The organism is Streptomyces sp. ST2-7A, from assembly GCF_021390475.1.
GTDB lineage: Bacteria > Actinomycetota > Actinomycetes > Streptomycetales > Streptomycetaceae > Streptomyces.
Window position 1 is genome coordinate 20,522 of the sequence record NZ_JAJUWS010000057.1, and the last position, 14,218, is coordinate 34,739.

The following is a 14,218-nucleotide window of genomic DNA, read 5'->3' on the forward strand; positions in this document are numbered from 1 at the left end:
TGGCGACGGATCGGCGCCGGGGCGCGGAACCCCCGCCCCGGCACCGGCGGGAACGGGGACACGGGTGGAAGGGAGCGGCACCGGGTGCGGTACCGGACGGTTGGTTCGGGGGCGCTGCGGGTCGGGGCCATAGGTCTCGGCTGCATGCCGATGAGCTGGGGGTACACCGCCTCCGAACGGAACGGTCGGGAGTCGCTGCGGGCCGTCCACGCGGCCCTGGACGAGGGTGCCACGCTGCTGGACACCGCCGACGTCTACGGCCCGTTCACCAACGAACTGCTGCTCGGACGGGTGCTGTGCGAACGCCGGCCCGATGTCTTCCTGGCCACGAAGGTGGGCCTGCTGGTGGGCGAGCACCACATGGTGGCCAACGGCCGCCCGGGGCACGTGCGCCGGGCCTGTGACGCCTCGCTGCGCCGGCTGCGGACGGATGTGATCGACCTGTACCAACTCCACCGGCCCGACCCCGAGGTGCCGGTGGAGGAGACCTGGGGGGCGATGGCCGAACTGGTGGCGGCCGGGAAGGTGCGCGCGCTGGGGGTGTGCGCCCCGGATCCGGTACCCGTCGGCCGACGCGGCGGGGGCGCGGGAGCCCGGCCGTACGCCGGGACGCTGGAGGTGTTGCGACGGGTCCAGCAGGTCTTCCCGGTGAGCACCGTGCAGACCGAGTTCTCCCTGTGGTCGCCGGCGGCCGGGGAGACGCTGTTGCCGTGGTGCGAGGCGCGCGGCGTCGGGTTGCTGGCCTCGATGCCGCTGGGCAGCGGCTTCCTGACCGGCACCCTGACGCCGGGCGGCGGCTTCGAGCCGGACGACCCGCGGGCGCGTCACCCCCGCTTCACCGCCGAGATGATGGCGGCCAACCAGGTGCTGCCGGCCGGCCTGCGACGGGTCGCCGAGCGGCATCCGGGCGCCACCGCCGCCGGGGTGGCGCTGGCCTGGCTGCTCACCCGGGGACGGCACGTGGTCCCCATCCCGGGGACGAAGAAGGAGCGCTGGGCGCGGGAGAACTGTCGGGCCGCCGCGCTGGAGTTGGCCGAGGAGGACCTGGCCGAGCTGGCGGAGCTGCCCGCGGCGCGGCAGTCCTGGAACTGACGTGCCCCGGCATCCGCGCGCGGGTGCGCCGGGGACGTCACACCGTCCGGACCCGGAGGACTCCGCGGGACCGCCCCGCCGGGTGTCGCCTCCCCGGAGGCGGGAGCACCGGGCGTCGGCGAGCGGAGGCGGGGCCGCCGCACGAGACCTCGCGGACCTCACACCGGTCGCGGGGCCCCGCGACCGGTGGGCGCGCCCCCGCCCACGGCAGGGACCACGAGGTACGGGTCACGCGGGGCCGCCGCGGGACGCCTCCCGGACCTCACGCCGTCCCCGTCCGGACGGGGACGGACCGCCCCGCCGGAATCCCGCCTCCCCCGTCCGGAGGACCGGATGTGGTGCCATGGAGAAACCGTCGAACGGGTGGGTCCACCGGCGGCCCCGCCGGGACCCGCCCCCGGACGGTGCCCGAGGAGATCGACGGAGGAACGGCCGACGCCGGGCGTCCGGCCGCGCCACCCCGGACGAGAGGCGTGATCATGCGAGGCCACCGGCAGCGGACCCGGTCCCGACCCCGCGCGACGACTGCCATCGCCGTCGTCGCCGCCCTGGCGGTGGGGGCGACCGGCTGCGGGGCGGGCGAGGAGGCGAACGGGGCGCGGACCCCCGACACCGACACCGACGCCCCCGCCGACCCACCCGCCGACGAGGGCACGGAGAACGGCGAGGAGGGCGCGACGGCCCCCGCCCGGGGTTCGGTGGAGATCGCCGGGTCGGTCGCCGAGGAGTTGGACTCCCCCTGGGGCCTGGTCGAACTCCCCGACGGGGACCTGCTGGTCGGCTCCCGCGACGAGGCGACGATCCTGCGGGTGGACATCGCCGAGGGGACGGCGGAGGAGGTGGCGAGCGTGCCGGACGTGGCCACCGACGGTGAGGGCGGTTTGCTGGGCCTGGCCCTCTCCCCCGACGAGGAGTGGCTGTACGCCTATCACACCGCCCCCGGGGACAACCGGATCATCCGGATGCCACTGGAGGGCGGCACCCCCGGCGAGCCGGAGGTGGTGCTCGACGGCATCCCCCGGGACGCCACCATCCACCACGGCGGCGGCCTCGCCTTCGGCCCCGACGACATGCTCTACGCCGCGACCGGCGACGCCAACGAACCGGACCTGTCACAGGACCCCGATTCCCTGGCCGGCAAGATCCTGCGGCTCACCCCCGAGGGCGACCCCGCGCCCGACAACCCGGAGGAGGGCTCCCCGGTCTGGTCCTCGGGACACCGCAACGTGCAGGGCATGGCCTGGGACGACGGCGGCCGGATGTGGGCCTCGGAGTTCGGCGCGCGGGATGTGGACGAACTGAACCTGATCGAGGCCGGGGAGAACTACGGCTGGCCGATGTTCGAGGGCAGCGGCGGCGTCGACGAGGGGTACGTCGATCCCGAGGTGGAGTGGCCGGTCGCCGAGGCCTCCCCCAGTGGGCTGGCCTTCCACAACGGCGCGCTGTGGATGGCGGCGCTGCGCGGCGAGCGGCTGTGGCGGATCCCGCTGGACGAGACGGGCACGGTCGGCGAGCCCGAATCGTTCCTCCAGGGGGAGTACGGTCGGCTGCGGAACGTCCTGCCGGTGGCGGGTTCGGACGACGAGTTGTTCCTCGCCACCAACGAGACCGACACCAGGGGTACCCCCGAGGCCGGGGACGACCGCATCCTGAGGTTGCGGGTGGAATGACCCGGACCGCCGGCCCCGGACCCGGGTCCCCGGCGGGCCGCTCCCGCCGACGCGTCGGCAGAGGGACCCCGTCCGGGGGACGGGCCGGATAAGGAGTACCGCGATGAGCGACGAGATCCACGGCACCACCGCGTGGGAGGCCCTGGCCTTCCAGCGGGACGAGCACAAGGTCACCGAGAAGGAGCACACGATCTTCCTGGACCGGGACGAGGAGCGGGGGGTGGACCTGGACTCGGGGCGGGTCGTGATCGGCGATCTCGCACTGCCGCCGGCGATCCTGCCGCCGGCCCTGCGGCTGGTGGACGAGGAGGGCCGCGAGGTCGTCCTCGAGGGCGGCGACGGCGACGACGGGAAATGACGGGGAGGGCTCCTCCCGCTCCTGATTCCCGGAACCCCGGTCGGGTCGGACGGGGGGACCGTCCGACCCGACCGGGGTTCCGACGGCCGGCCCGCTCCGAACGTCCGGGACGGGCCGGGGCGTTCCGGCGTGCTCCCGGCACGCCCCGGCCGCCCTCAGGGCGTCCCGACCCCGTCGACCGGTTCCACCAGTCGCAGCCGGTGGGCGAGGGCGGCGGCCTCACCGCGCCCGCCGACCTCCAACTTGGCGAGGATGTTGGAGACGTGGACGCTCGCCGTCTTGGGCGCGATGAACAATTCTCCGGCGATCTGTCGATTGGTGCGTCCGACGGCCACCAGCGCCAGCACGTCCCGCTCCCGGGCGGTCAGTCCGAACGCCGCCGCCCGGTCGGCCGGGGTCGCGGCGGCCCCGGCGTCTCCCGATCCCCCGGCGTCACCGTCGATCCGGGTCGGCGTGCTCTCGGCGTCGCCACCGGGCAGGACCAGGCGGGCCGCCGCGGTCAGCCGGTCGACCCGGGCCGTCAGGGGGCGGGCGCCGAGGTCGGCCGCCACCGAACGAGCCGCCGCCAGCAGGCCGGTGGCACGTTCGCGTTCCGCGGAGCCGCCGGCGGAGAGCAGCGCCTCGGCCCAGCGGATCCGAACCTCCGCCAGTCGGTGGGGCGTCCCCATCGGCTCCAACGCGACGGCCACCCGTTCCCAGTCCCCCGGGGCGTCCTCGCCGGCCGCCCGCGCCAGCAACGTCCCGGTCAGGTCCGCCAGGGCCTCCCACATCGGCTCGGACCGGGAGGTGGTCGCCGAGACGGCCGCGATCCGATCCCGGGCCTCCGCCGCCCCGGCGGCGGAGGCGGGGTCCCCCCGTCCGTCCGCCTCCGCCGCCGCCACGGCGACCAGCAGTTGCCGGGTGAGGGCTTGGTAGAAGGGCACGGTCAGATCCGGTATCCGCTCGGCGAAGAGGGCACGGATCCGGTGCAGGTCCCCCTCCGCGGCGGCGAGCCCGACACGCAACTCGGTGAGCGGCAGGAGGTAGTGCGGGGCGAAGGCCGCCTTCTCGTTCCGGTCGATCTCCCGACCGGCACGCTCCTCGATACCCGTCAACGTCTCCCGGGCGGCCCCGACCTCCCCTCGCAACAGCGCCAGGTGCCCGCTCAGGACGTTGCCGATCAGGCTCGGGCGCAGATCGGCATCCGCACCGGTCGCCTCCCGGATGATCTCCTCGGCCTCGGGCCAACGACCCAACTGGATGAGGATCCAGGCGTGGTTGGTGGCCAGCCAGGTGCGCGCGGTCTTCTCCAGCCCGAACCGCGACGCCAGTTCCCGCCCCCGCTCGGCCGTCTCCACGGCCTCGCCGAGCCGACCCAGTACCCCGAGGGTCGCGATCAGGTTGTTGAGGGTGCGACCCAGCAGATCGGCGTCGCCGCGCCGGACCACCCGGTCGAGGACCGCCCGCATCTCGGTCACCCCGGCGGTGCCCTCCCCCGCGTTGGCGCGAGTGCCGGCGAGCGTGAGTCTGGCATACAGCTCCGTGCTCTCCGCACCCAGCTCGCGGGCGACCTCCACGGCGCGTTCGGCGACCCCCAGCGCCTCGGGGGTGTGTTCCTCGTCGGTGCGCTGCGCGGCCTCCAGCGCGAGCACCTGGGCGTGCACCACCGAGGGCGGCAGCCCTTCCAGCAGGTCCCGGGCCCGTCGCAGCAGATCGCGGTCGGGGCCCCTGACCACGCCCTCGGACATCCGCGAGCGCTGCATGAGGAACCAGGCGGTGCGCAGCGGGTCGGAGAGGTCGGTGAGCAGCCTCAGGGCGTGTTTGCTCATCCGCCTCGCGATGTCCATCTGCTCGGCGAGCATTCCGGCCATGGTGGCCTCGGCCAGCAGGTCCACCTGATCGGCGGGCGCCCCGTCGCGGGGCGGATAGACCCAGACCGGGCCGACCGGGCGCAGCCCCGCCCGGACCTCCTCCGGGACCGCGTCCCACAGCTCCAGGGCCCGTTCCAGCAGTCGCAGCTGTTCGGCGTAGGCGTGGCGGCGACGGGCCCGGTCGGCGGCGTGCAGGACCGCCGGCAGCGCCCGGGCGGGGGCGCCGGCGTGGTACCAGTAGCCGGCCAGTCGAGCGGCGTGCTGATCGGCGGGGACCAGATGCGGGGCGTCCTCCAGCGCCTCGGCCCAGCGGCGGTTGATCCGGGCTCGCTCGCCGGGCAGCAGGTCGTCCGCGACCGCCTCGCGCATCAGGGCGTGCCGGAAGCGGTAGGCGTCGGTCTCCTCGGCGGCGACCAGCAGATGGCCGCCGACCGCCGCGCGTAGGGCCGCGTGCAATTCGGGCTCGGGCAGGCCCGCGACGGCCGCCAGCAGGCCGTGGCCGACTGCGGAACCGCCCACCTCGAGCAGCCGCAGCACCTCCTGGGCGGTGTCGGGCAGCGCCTCCACGCGGACCAGCAGCAGGTCGCGCAGGGATTCGTTCATGCCCTGTCCGGGACAGCAGCCGGTCAGCTCCTCCACGAAGAAGGGGTTGCCGCCGCTGCGGTCGAAGACCGTACGGGCCTGCGCGGGAGCGGGGCGCTCGCCGGTGATGCCGGCCATCTGTTCGCCGACCTCGGTCTCGGTGAGGCGGGGCAGGTCGATCCGGTGGACGGTGCGGGAGCGTTCCAGTTCGGCGAGGAAGGGCCGCAGGGGGTGGCGGCGGTGGATGTCATCGGTGCGATAGGTGGCCACGAGCATCAGGCCGACGTCCCGCACGGAGCGGTGGAGGTAGTCGAGGAGTTCGCGGGTGGAGCGGTCGGACCAGTGCAGGTCTTCCAACACCACGACCAGCGGGTGCTCGGCGGCCAGATTCTCCAACAACCGGGCGGTGAACTCGAAGAGCCGGGCACGGTCCCCGGCATCGCCGGGTCGGTGGGGCTCGGTTCCGTCGCCCAGCTCCGGTAGCAGCGCCGCGAGGCCGCCCCCGACCGGGGCGGCGGCCGGGAGTTTTTCGCCGAGCCGGCGGTGCAGGGAACGCAGGGCGGCGGAGATGGGGGCGAAGGGCAGACCGTCGGCGCCGAGTTCGACGCAGGCCCCGACGGCGGTCAGGACTCCGCTCTTCTCCGCGCGGGCGGTGAACTCCTCCACCAGACGGGTCTTGCCCACGCCGGCCTCACCGCCGATGAGATGGGCGGAGGGCTCGCCCGCGCGTGCGCGGTCGAGCCCTCGGTGGAGTTCGGCGAGTTGGGGGGCGCGCCCGATGAGGACCGGGCTGACGTGGCGGATCTGCACGTCACCGAGAATCACACGGTCGGCCCCTCCGGCGACAGGGCTTTTCTCCCCGCGCTCCCCCGATCCCCCGCCCGGGTCGCCCTCCGGCGACGGTGTCGGCCGGGCGGTGACCGCCGGTGGTCGGGGCCGCACGGTCAGGCCGCGGTGGTGTAGGAGGTGTCGCCGGGACGGGGGGTGCCGGTGTCGGCCCCACCGCCGTTGCCGGCACCGCCGGAAGCGGGGCGGCGCTCGGCGGCCTTCCGGCCGCGGCTGGCGGTGGCGACCTCGCGGCGCAGGTCGGCGACGCGGTGCTGGTGCAGGCGGTACTCGAACATGGGGTCCTCCCCCGGACTCCGTGGCGGGCCGGCACCCCGATGCGCCGAACCCTGCCGACACTCACCTTTCCGGGTAAGGGGGGTCGCCCGCATCGGGCACCTTCCGCATCCCGGGCCCCTCCGAGGCCTTATGCCCGGGGACCCGGGTGCCGGCCGGGGGCCTTACCCGGGGTCTGTCAAGTTTCACCGGGACCAACGTCGCGGAGCGTGAGGCGCCGCAGGTCAGCCGGGTACGGTGCATGCCCCGCGCCGTGTGCCGACACGACAACAGCCCCCGCCGTGTGGCGAGGGCCGGTCACTCGGGGGCCGGTGGGGGTGCGGGTCACCCGTGGTGCTTGGCGAACTCCACAAGACCAGCGAACCCCTCACAGGTCAGGGTCAGGTGCGGGCCGTCCGGGTCCTTGCTGTCACGGACCAGGAACTCATCCGTTGCGCGCGCGTGGTCGGGCGCCCATTCGATGCACTGTCCCTCATCGGTCGGCTGCTCGGGGCGGAGACGAACGCGCCGCGCTGTGGGACGACGAAAACGGTACCCTCGTCGGCGAGCACGCGAACGGCCTTGCGGGCGGTCATGCGGGCGACACGAAACTCGTCGGCGAGGCGCTGCTCGCCCGGCAGGGAGGCCCATCAAGGCCCTGGGCCGGTGTTGCCTCACCGGTCGGGGCCGCTTTGGGCTTCATAGGTTCATGTGAAACCCGGCCCCGCGGCGTAAGGCCCCCGACCCGGGGCGGGATCCGGTCAGCCCGACGGACCCCGGCCGACGGTGCGGGACGCCGGGCGGACCGAGGGGAGGGGTGCCCCCGCCGACGCCGGTTTCCCGCGCGCGGTACCGGACGGCGGGCCAGCGAGTCGACGTGGCGCTTCCCCCGACGGGACCGCCGGGAACACCGGAGGGCCGGCACCCGTGACGGGTTCCGGCCCTCCGCGCATTCGGACCGGGCCGGGTTCAGCCCTGCGCGCCCAGCCGCTCCAGGATCAGCTCCCGGGCCCGGGCCGCGTCGGCCTGGCCCCGGGTCGCCTTCATGACGGCGCCGACCAGCGCGCCGGCCGCCGCCACCTTCCCGGCCCGGATCTTGTCGGCGACCGCCGGGTTGGCCGCGATCGCCTCGTCCACGGCCGTGCCCAGGGCACCGTCGTCGGAGACGATGGCCAGACCGCGGCCGGCCACCACCTCGTCCGGCCCGCCCTCGCCCGCGAGCACGCCCTCGATGACCTGGCGCGCCAACTTGTCGTTGAGGGTGCCCTCGTCGACCAGTTCCGCGACCCGGGCCACCTGCACGGGTGTGATGGGCAGCGTGACGAGGTCCACGCCCTGCTCGTTGGCGCGCCGGGCCAGCTCGCCGAGCCACCACTTGCGGGCGGCGGTGTGCTCGGCCCCGGCCTCGATGGTGGCGAGGATCGGGTCCAGCGCGCCCGCGTTGAGCACCGACTGCATGTCGTGGGCGCTCAGGCCCCACTCCTCGCGCAGCCGGTTGCGGCGCACCCGGGGCGACTCGGGCAGCGAGGAGCGCAACTCCTCCACCCATGCCGGGTCCGGTGCCACCGGCACCAGGTCGGGCTCGGGGAAGTAGCGGTAGTCCTCCGCCTCCTCCTTGACCCGGCCGGAGGTGGTGGAGCCGTCCTCCTCGTGGAAGTGCCGGGTCTCCTGCACGATGGTGCCGCCGGAGGAGAGCACCGCGGCGTGCCTCTGGACCTCGAAACGGACCGCCCGTTCAACGCTGCGCAGCGAGTTGACGTTCTTGGTCTCGCTGCGGGTGCCGAACTTCTCGCGCCCGTGCGGGCGCAGCGAGAGGTTGACGTCGCAGCGCATCTGACCCATCTCCATGCGGGCCTCGGAGACCCCCAGGGCGCGGATCAGCTCGCGCAGCTCGGTCACGTAGGCCCGCGCCACCTCCGGCGCCCGCTCACCCGCCCCGACGATCGGCTTGGTGACGATCTCGATCAGCGGGATGCCCGCCCGGTTGTAGTCCAGCAGCGAGTGCGAGGCGCCGTGGATGCGACCGGTCGCCCCGCCCACGTGCGTGGACTTGCCGGTGTCCTCCTCCATGTGCGCGCGCTCGATCTCCACGCGGAAGACCTCGCCGTCCTCCAACTGCACGTCGAGGTACCCGTTGAACGCGATGGGCTCGTCGTACTGGGAGGTCTGGAAGTTCTTCGGCATGTCCGGGTAGAAGTAGTTCTTCCGGGCGAAGCGGCACCAGCGGGCGATCTCGCAGTGCAGCGCGAGACCGATCCGCACGGCGGACTCCACACCGGTCGCGTTGACGACCGGCAGGGCCCCAGGCAGGCCGAGGCACACGGGGCAGGTCTGGCTGTTCGGGTCCGCCCCGAGGGCGGTGGAACAGCCGCAGAACATCTTGGTGGCGGTGCCGAGTTCGACATGGACCTCCAGGCCCATGACGGGGTCGAAGGACGCCAGGGCGTCCTCGTACGACACCAGGTCGATGACGGTCACGGGAGTGCGTACCTCTCGGGTGGGCTGCTCTGCGGTCCGCGACCGCTCAGCTGTCGAACAGATCGGTGGAGTCGTCGTTCATCCGGCGCAGCTCACGGGCGAGCAGTGCGATACCGCTGATCAGGGCGGCTGCGGAGATGACGCCGTCCACCAGTTCGAGGGTGTCGTGGTCGCGACGGGCGGTGCGCAGCTGCCGGACCACGCCGAAGGCACCGAAGAGCGAGGTGCCGATGGACAGGTAGGTGCCGGCCTTGGACTTCTTCTTGACGTTCACAGTGTTGGTGCCTCCTCGAGAATCGGGTGTCCCCAGCGTGCCCCGAAAGCGGCCTCGACAGCGGCTCCGACTCGGTAGAGGCGGTCATCCGCCATCGCGGGGGCGATGATCTGCAAGCCCACCGGCAGGCCGTCCTCGGGGGCCAGGCCGCAGGGCAGCGACATCGCCGCGTTGCCGGCGAGGTTGCTCGGGATGGTGCACAGGTCGGCGAGGTACATGGCCATCGGGTCGTCCGCCCGCTCGCCGATGGGGAACGCGGTGGTCGGGGTGGTGGGCGAGACGATGACGTCCACCTGCCCGAAAGCGCGCTCGAAATCCCTGGAGATCAGGGTGCGGACCTTCTGGGCGCTGCCGTAGTACGCGTCGTAGTAACCGGAGGACAGCGCGTAGGTGCCCAGCATGACGCGCCGCTTGACCTCTGGTCCGAAACCGGCCTCGCGGGTGAGGGCGGTGACCTGCTCGGCGGAGCGGGTGCCGTCGTCGCCCACCCGCAGGCCGTAGCGCAGGCCGTCGAAGCGGGCGAGGTTGGAGGAGCACTCCGAGGGCGCGATGAGGTAGTAGGCCGCCAGCGCCTTGGTGAAGGACGGGCAGGACAGCTCGACGATCTCGGCGCCGAGCGCGGCGAGCAGCTCCACCGACTCGTCGAAGCGCCGCATCACACCGGCCTGGTAGCCGTCGCCGCGGAACTCCGAGATCACGCCGACGCGCAGGCCCTCGACCGAGCCGTTGCGGGCCGCCTCGACCACCGGCGGGACCGGCGCGTCGATGGAGGTGGAGTCCAGCGGGTCGTGGCCGGCGATCACCTCGTGCAGCAGGGCCGCGTCGAGCACGGTCCGCGCGCAGGGGCCGCCCTGGTCCAGGGAGGAGGAGAAGGCCACCATGCCGTAGCGGGAGACCGCGCCGTAGGTGGGCTTGACGCCGACGGTGCCGGTGACCGCGGCCGGCTGACGGATCGAACCGCCGGTGTCGGTGCCGATGGCCAGCGGCGCCTGCCAGGAGGCCAGGGCCGCGGCGGAGCCGCCGCCGGAGCCGCCGGGGATGCGGGTGAGGTCCCACGGGTTGCCGGTGGGACCGTAGGCGCTGTTCTCGGTGGAGGAGCCCATGGCGAACTCGTCCATGTTGGTCTTGCCGAGCACCACGACGCCGGCGTCCTTCAGCCGCTTGGTGAGGGTGGCGTCGTAGGGCGGGATCCAACCCTCGAGGATCTTCGAGCCGACGGTGGTGGGCACGCCCTCGGTGGTGAAGATGTCCTTCAGCGCGAGGGGGACGCCGGCCAACGCGCCGAGCGGCTCACCGGCGGCGCGGCGCCCGTCCACGGCGCGCGCGGCGGCCAGCGCGCCGTCGCGGTCCACGTGCAGGAAGGCGTGCACCTTCTCGTCGACGGCGTCGACGCGGGCCAGGTGGGCCTCGGTGACCTCGACGGCGGTGAACTCACCGGCGGCGATGCCGTCGGCGATCGCGGCGGCGGTCATCCGGGTCGGGTCCGGTGAGGGGGTCCCGGTGGTCGTGTCGGTCATGGCGGTCACTCCTCCCCCAGGATCTGCGGCACCTTGAAACGCTGCTGCTCCCGGGCCGGGGCGCCGGAGAGCGCCTGGTCGGGGGTCAGGCCGGGGCGGACCTCGTCCGGACGCATGACGTTGGTCAGCGGCAGCGGATGAGAGGTCGGCGGCACGTCCTCGTCGGCGACGTCGGAGACCGCCGCGACGGCCCCGATGATGTCGTCGAGCTGAGCGGCGAAGTGGTCGAGCTCTTCGTCCTTCAGCTCCAGACGTGCCAGCCGGGCGAGGTGGGCTACCTCCTCGCGCGTGATGCCGGGCATGTGGGGATCCTCTTGACTCGTTGAGGGGTGGGTTCGCGCCCAATCCTAGGCCGAGCGGAGGGGCGGGCGCGCACCGGTTTGCCCGGCCGGCCCGGTACGGGACCCGGGGGCGGGCGGAGCGCCGGCGGCGGTCGACCCGCCGCTTCCACCGGCCGGGCGGATCCGGTGCGCGCCTCGACGCGACCGGCGGAGCGCGGGGACCGGTCGGCGGAACACCGGGGCCACCGCTTCCCCGGGCGGGACCGGGCCCGGGACGCCGGCCGGGTCATCCGGACCGACCCCGGCGGGAGCCGGGCCGGAACGGCCCGACTCAGGGGCGGGCCGGTGCCCCGCCGCCGGTCGGCTCGCGCCCCGGCGGGGGCACCACCCGGCCGACGCCCCCGGCGGTCGGGGCCGGTTCCGGGGCGGGAACGGTGGGGGCGGAGTGCGGGGAGGACCGGGAAAGAGGTGGGGAGGCATCCCGGGAGACGGACGGGGGGACGGGCGGATCGGAGGGGAAGGGCTCGCCGGTGAGGGCGTGGGTGTGGGCGCGGGCACGCAGCCACGCCGTGGTCTCCTCCGCCGGCATGGCGCGGGAGACCAGCCATCCCTGGACCGCGTCGCACCCCAACTCCCGGAGGCGTTCCCAGGTCTCGTGGTCCTCCACCCCCTCGGCGACGACCACCAGACCGAGGGAGTGGGCCAGTTCGACGGTGCAGCGCACGATCTCGGCGTCCTCGGTGTCCACCGCCAGCGAGGAGACGAAGGAACGGTCGATCTTCAACTCGCTGAACGGCAGCCGGCGCAGGTGGACCAGGGAGGAGTAGCCGGTACCGAAGTCGTCCAGGGACATCCGTACGCCGTGGACGGTGAGCCCGGCGAGGGTGTCGGCGGCCTGCTCGGGATCCCCGAGCATGCCGTTCTCGGTGATCTCCAGTTGCAGCGAACCGGCCGGGACGCCGTGACGGGCCAGTCGGGCGGCGACCGAGCCGGCGAAGCCCGGGGCGTAGATCTCCCGGGGGGAGACGTTGACCGCCACCGGGACCGTGATGCCCTCCTCGCGCCAGCGCGCCACCCGGTACAGGGCGGTCTCCAGCACGTACTCGGTGAGTCGGGGCATCAATCCGGAGCTCTCGGCGATGGCGATGAACTCGGCCGGCGGGATCGAACCTCGTACGGGGTGGTCCCAGCGCACCAGCGCCTCCAGGCCCCGTACCCGGCCGTCGAACCCCACCTTGGGCTGGTAGTGGAGTTGGATGTCGCGGTTCTCCAGGGCCCGGCGCAGGTCGCCGAGGAGACCCAGGCGGTCGGGGGTGTTGACGTCCCGGCAGGGGTCGTAGACCTGCACCCCGTCCCGGTCCTGTTTGGCCGTGTACATCGCCACGTCGGCGCGCCGCAGCAGGACCTCGGCGTCACCGGCGTGGTCGGGGAAGACCACGACACCCGCGCTGGCCTCGACCACCAGGCGGATGCCGTTGAGGTCCAGCGGCTCGCCGAGCGCCGTGGACAGGTTCCGGGCCACCCGCTGCGCGGCGGTGACCGATCCGACCCGTGGCAGCAGGACGGCGAACTCGTCGCCTCCGGGGCGGGCCATCGCGGCGTCGGGGGGCAGGGCGCGGCGGATCCGGTCGGCGACCCGCAGCAGCAACCGGTCGCCGGTGGAGTGGCCGAGGGTGTCGTTGACCGAACGGAAGCGGTCCAGGTCGATCAGGATGAGGGCGAACCGGGTCCCGGACTCCTCGGACTCGTCCACCAGGCGTCGGATGTGGTCCAGCAGCCATTGCCGGTTGGGCAAACCGGTCAACGGGTCGAGCACTTGTTCACGCGCCCGCGCCCGGGCGATCCACAGCGTGGAATCGAGGGCGATCAACGGTACGGCGAAGAGCGGCAGCAGCAGCGGCGCGTGCACGAGGACCACACCGATCAGCGGGGCGAGTCCGAGCAGCGCGACGGAGATCAGCCCCTGACGCACCAGGGCACCGCGCAGCAGTCGGCTCGGACCGCCGGTGGGGGCGAGGCACAGCCACAGCAGGGCCCGGGTGAGGACGAGGTGGGCGCAGGCCGCCAGAACGATCAGCGGGATGTCGACGAGGTCCCACCGGTGGGGGTGCCAGGGGGAGTCGCCGCGCGGGTGGATGCCGGCGACGACGAGGAGCAGGGCGCCCGCGCTGATGCCGACGATCTCGGCGGAGGCGTGCAGCAGTGCCTCGCGGGTCCGCTCCCGGTGGACCAGGACCACCGAGCCGACCAGGACGAGGGCGATCAGGACGGCGGGCGTCCAGCCGTACAGCAGGAGGACGGCCAGGGTGACGGCGGATCCGGAACCGGCGCCGCCCCACCAGCGCCCGGGTCCCAGCGCCATCAGGTGGCCGACGATCAGGCAGGCGAGCACCGCGAGGCCGATGCCGGGGGCGCCGGCCGGCAGGAGGGGCGCGCCCTCGGCGAGGACGACCACGCCTCCGAGCGGCAGCAGGAGTGCGGCGACCGGGGGGAGGGCGCCGCGCAGGCCGGGGCAGCGGGGCGCGGTCTCGCGACCGGGCGGGGCCGGGAGCCCCGGGGGCGCTGCGTGCATGTGGTCACTCTCCCGGCAGGATGACCGCCCGACACCGGGCGGGCGACGTGACACCACATTAGGTCCCCGACCGGGATGACGTGCGGTGATTCCCGATCGGTGGGTTCGGCCGCGTGCCGGGGCCGACAACGGCGGGACGGGCGACGTCCGACCGGGACCACGGGCCCGATCAGCGGATGAGGCGGGGCGGAGCGGCGCGGAGGGGGCCCGGGCCGGGGCCTGCGGTCGGAGCGCGCCGGGGGGCGCTCGGCAGTTGTCGCGCTTCCGTTCCCCCCGTGCGGGGGACAGGGTGGGAGGCCTCCGGGGACCGGCGCCCGCTGCGGCGTGGCGGTCACCCCGGTGCGACGACCACTCTTTCGTGAGGGCGTCGGGCTCGCGGTCCGCAGGGGTGACGGTCGGGCAGAGGTGTGGCGGGGGGGGGGGGGGGGGCCCCCCCCCCCGGG

At 74.1% G+C, this 14,218-nt stretch carries 10 protein-coding genes and 1 pseudogene; 3 read left to right on the top strand and 8 right to left on the bottom strand.

Annotation, left to right across the window (positions count from 1 at the left end):
• The first annotated feature begins 84 nt into the window (after positions 1-84).
• The 3 genes from LZF96_RS24595 to LZF96_RS24605 all read left to right on the top strand — a co-directional run bounded on the left by LZF96_RS24595 (position 85) and on the right by LZF96_RS24605 (position 3,120).
• Positions 85-1,092 carry an aldo/keto reductase gene (locus LZF96_RS24595; RefSeq protein WP_233876758.1) on the top strand — a complete coding sequence of 336 codons (1,008 nt, stop codon included), beginning with the start codon at positions 85-87 and terminating at the stop codon, positions 1,090-1,092.
• Between the two features lie 479 nt (positions 1,093-1,571).
• Positions 1,572-2,762 (top strand): sorbosone dehydrogenase family protein, encoded by a 1,191-nt coding sequence (locus LZF96_RS24600; RefSeq protein WP_233876771.1) that lies wholly within the window; start codon positions 1,572-1,574, stop codon positions 2,760-2,762.
• A gap of 103 nt (positions 2,763-2,865) precedes the next feature.
• The gene (locus tag LZF96_RS24605; RefSeq protein ID WP_233876760.1) at positions 2,866-3,120 is read left to right on the top strand and encodes a hypothetical protein; all 255 of its coding nucleotides are present in this window, start codon (positions 2,866-2,868) and stop codon (positions 3,118-3,120) included.
• A 155-nt stretch (positions 3,121-3,275) separates the two neighbouring features.
• On the opposite strand, the gene LZF96_RS26790 is transcribed toward LZF96_RS24605, so the two are convergent.
• The 8 genes and pseudogenes from LZF96_RS26790 to LZF96_RS24655 form a co-directional block, all read right to left on the bottom strand.
• A complete protein-coding gene (locus LZF96_RS26790) occupies positions 3,276-6,377 on the bottom strand; it encodes an AAA family ATPase (RefSeq protein WP_308294281.1) in 3,102 nt (1,033 codons plus the stop codon).
• Positions 6,378-6,496: 119 nt separating this feature from the next.
• Positions 6,497-6,676 (bottom strand): hypothetical protein, encoded by a 180-nt coding sequence (locus tag LZF96_RS24620; RefSeq protein WP_233876762.1) that lies wholly within the window; start codon positions 6,674-6,676, stop codon positions 6,497-6,499.
• A 322-nt stretch (positions 6,677-6,998) separates the two neighbouring features.
• A pseudogene (locus LZF96_RS24625) lies at positions 6,999-7,145 on the bottom strand (DUF397 domain-containing protein); the annotation flags it as partial.
• A 477-nt stretch (positions 7,146-7,622) separates the two neighbouring features.
• Positions 7,623-9,131, bottom strand: coding sequence for an Asp-tRNA(Asn)/Glu-tRNA(Gln) amidotransferase subunit GatB (gene gatB / locus LZF96_RS24635; RefSeq protein ID WP_308294282.1), 1,509 nt, complete (start codon positions 9,129-9,131; stop codon positions 7,623-7,625).
• A gap of 46 nt (positions 9,132-9,177) precedes the next feature.
• The gene (locus tag LZF96_RS24640; RefSeq protein WP_233876764.1) at positions 9,178-9,405 is read right to left on the bottom strand and encodes a hypothetical protein; all 228 of its coding nucleotides are present in this window, start codon (positions 9,403-9,405) and stop codon (positions 9,178-9,180) included.
• Complete coding sequence (gene gatA / locus LZF96_RS24645; RefSeq protein ID WP_233876766.1) at positions 9,402-10,922, bottom strand: Asp-tRNA(Asn)/Glu-tRNA(Gln) amidotransferase subunit GatA; 1,521 nt, start codon at positions 10,920-10,922, stop codon at positions 9,402-9,404. Before gatA ends, LZF96_RS24640 begins: the two co-directional genes overlap by 4 nt.
• 5 nt (positions 10,923-10,927) lie before the next feature.
• Positions 10,928-11,224, bottom strand: a complete 297-nt coding sequence (gatC, locus tag LZF96_RS24650) for an Asp-tRNA(Asn)/Glu-tRNA(Gln) amidotransferase subunit GatC (protein WP_182606612.1) — start codon at positions 11,222-11,224, stop codon at positions 10,928-10,930.
• A 310-nt stretch (positions 11,225-11,534) separates the two neighbouring features.
• A complete protein-coding gene (locus LZF96_RS24655; RefSeq protein WP_233876769.1) occupies positions 11,535-13,775 on the bottom strand; it encodes a bifunctional diguanylate cyclase/phosphodiesterase in 2,241 nt (746 codons plus the stop codon).
• Positions 13,776-14,218 lie beyond the last annotated feature (443 nt).

Excerpts from the sequence above, each read along its gene's own strand:
- LZF96_RS24620 (WP_233876762.1), bottom strand. The coding sequence starts at position 6,676 with ATGTTCGAGTACCGCCTGCACCAGCACCGCGTCGCCGACCTGCGCCGC.
- gatC (WP_182606612.1), bottom strand. The coding sequence starts at position 11,224 with ATGCCCGGCATCACGCGCGAGGAGGTAGCCCACCTCGCCCGGCTGGCA.
- LZF96_RS24655 (WP_233876769.1), bottom strand. The coding sequence starts at position 13,775 with ATGCACGCAGCGCCCCCGGGGCTCCCGGCCCCGCCCGGTCGCGAGACC.
- LZF96_RS24600 (WP_233876771.1), top strand. The coding sequence starts at position 1,572 with ATGCGAGGCCACCGGCAGCGGACCCGGTCCCGACCCCGCGCGACGACT.
- gatA (WP_233876766.1), bottom strand. The coding sequence starts at position 10,922 with ATGACCGACACGACCACCGGGACCCCCTCACCGGACCCGACCCGGATG.
- LZF96_RS24605 (WP_233876760.1), top strand. The coding sequence starts at position 2,866 with ATGAGCGACGAGATCCACGGCACCACCGCGTGGGAGGCCCTGGCCTTC.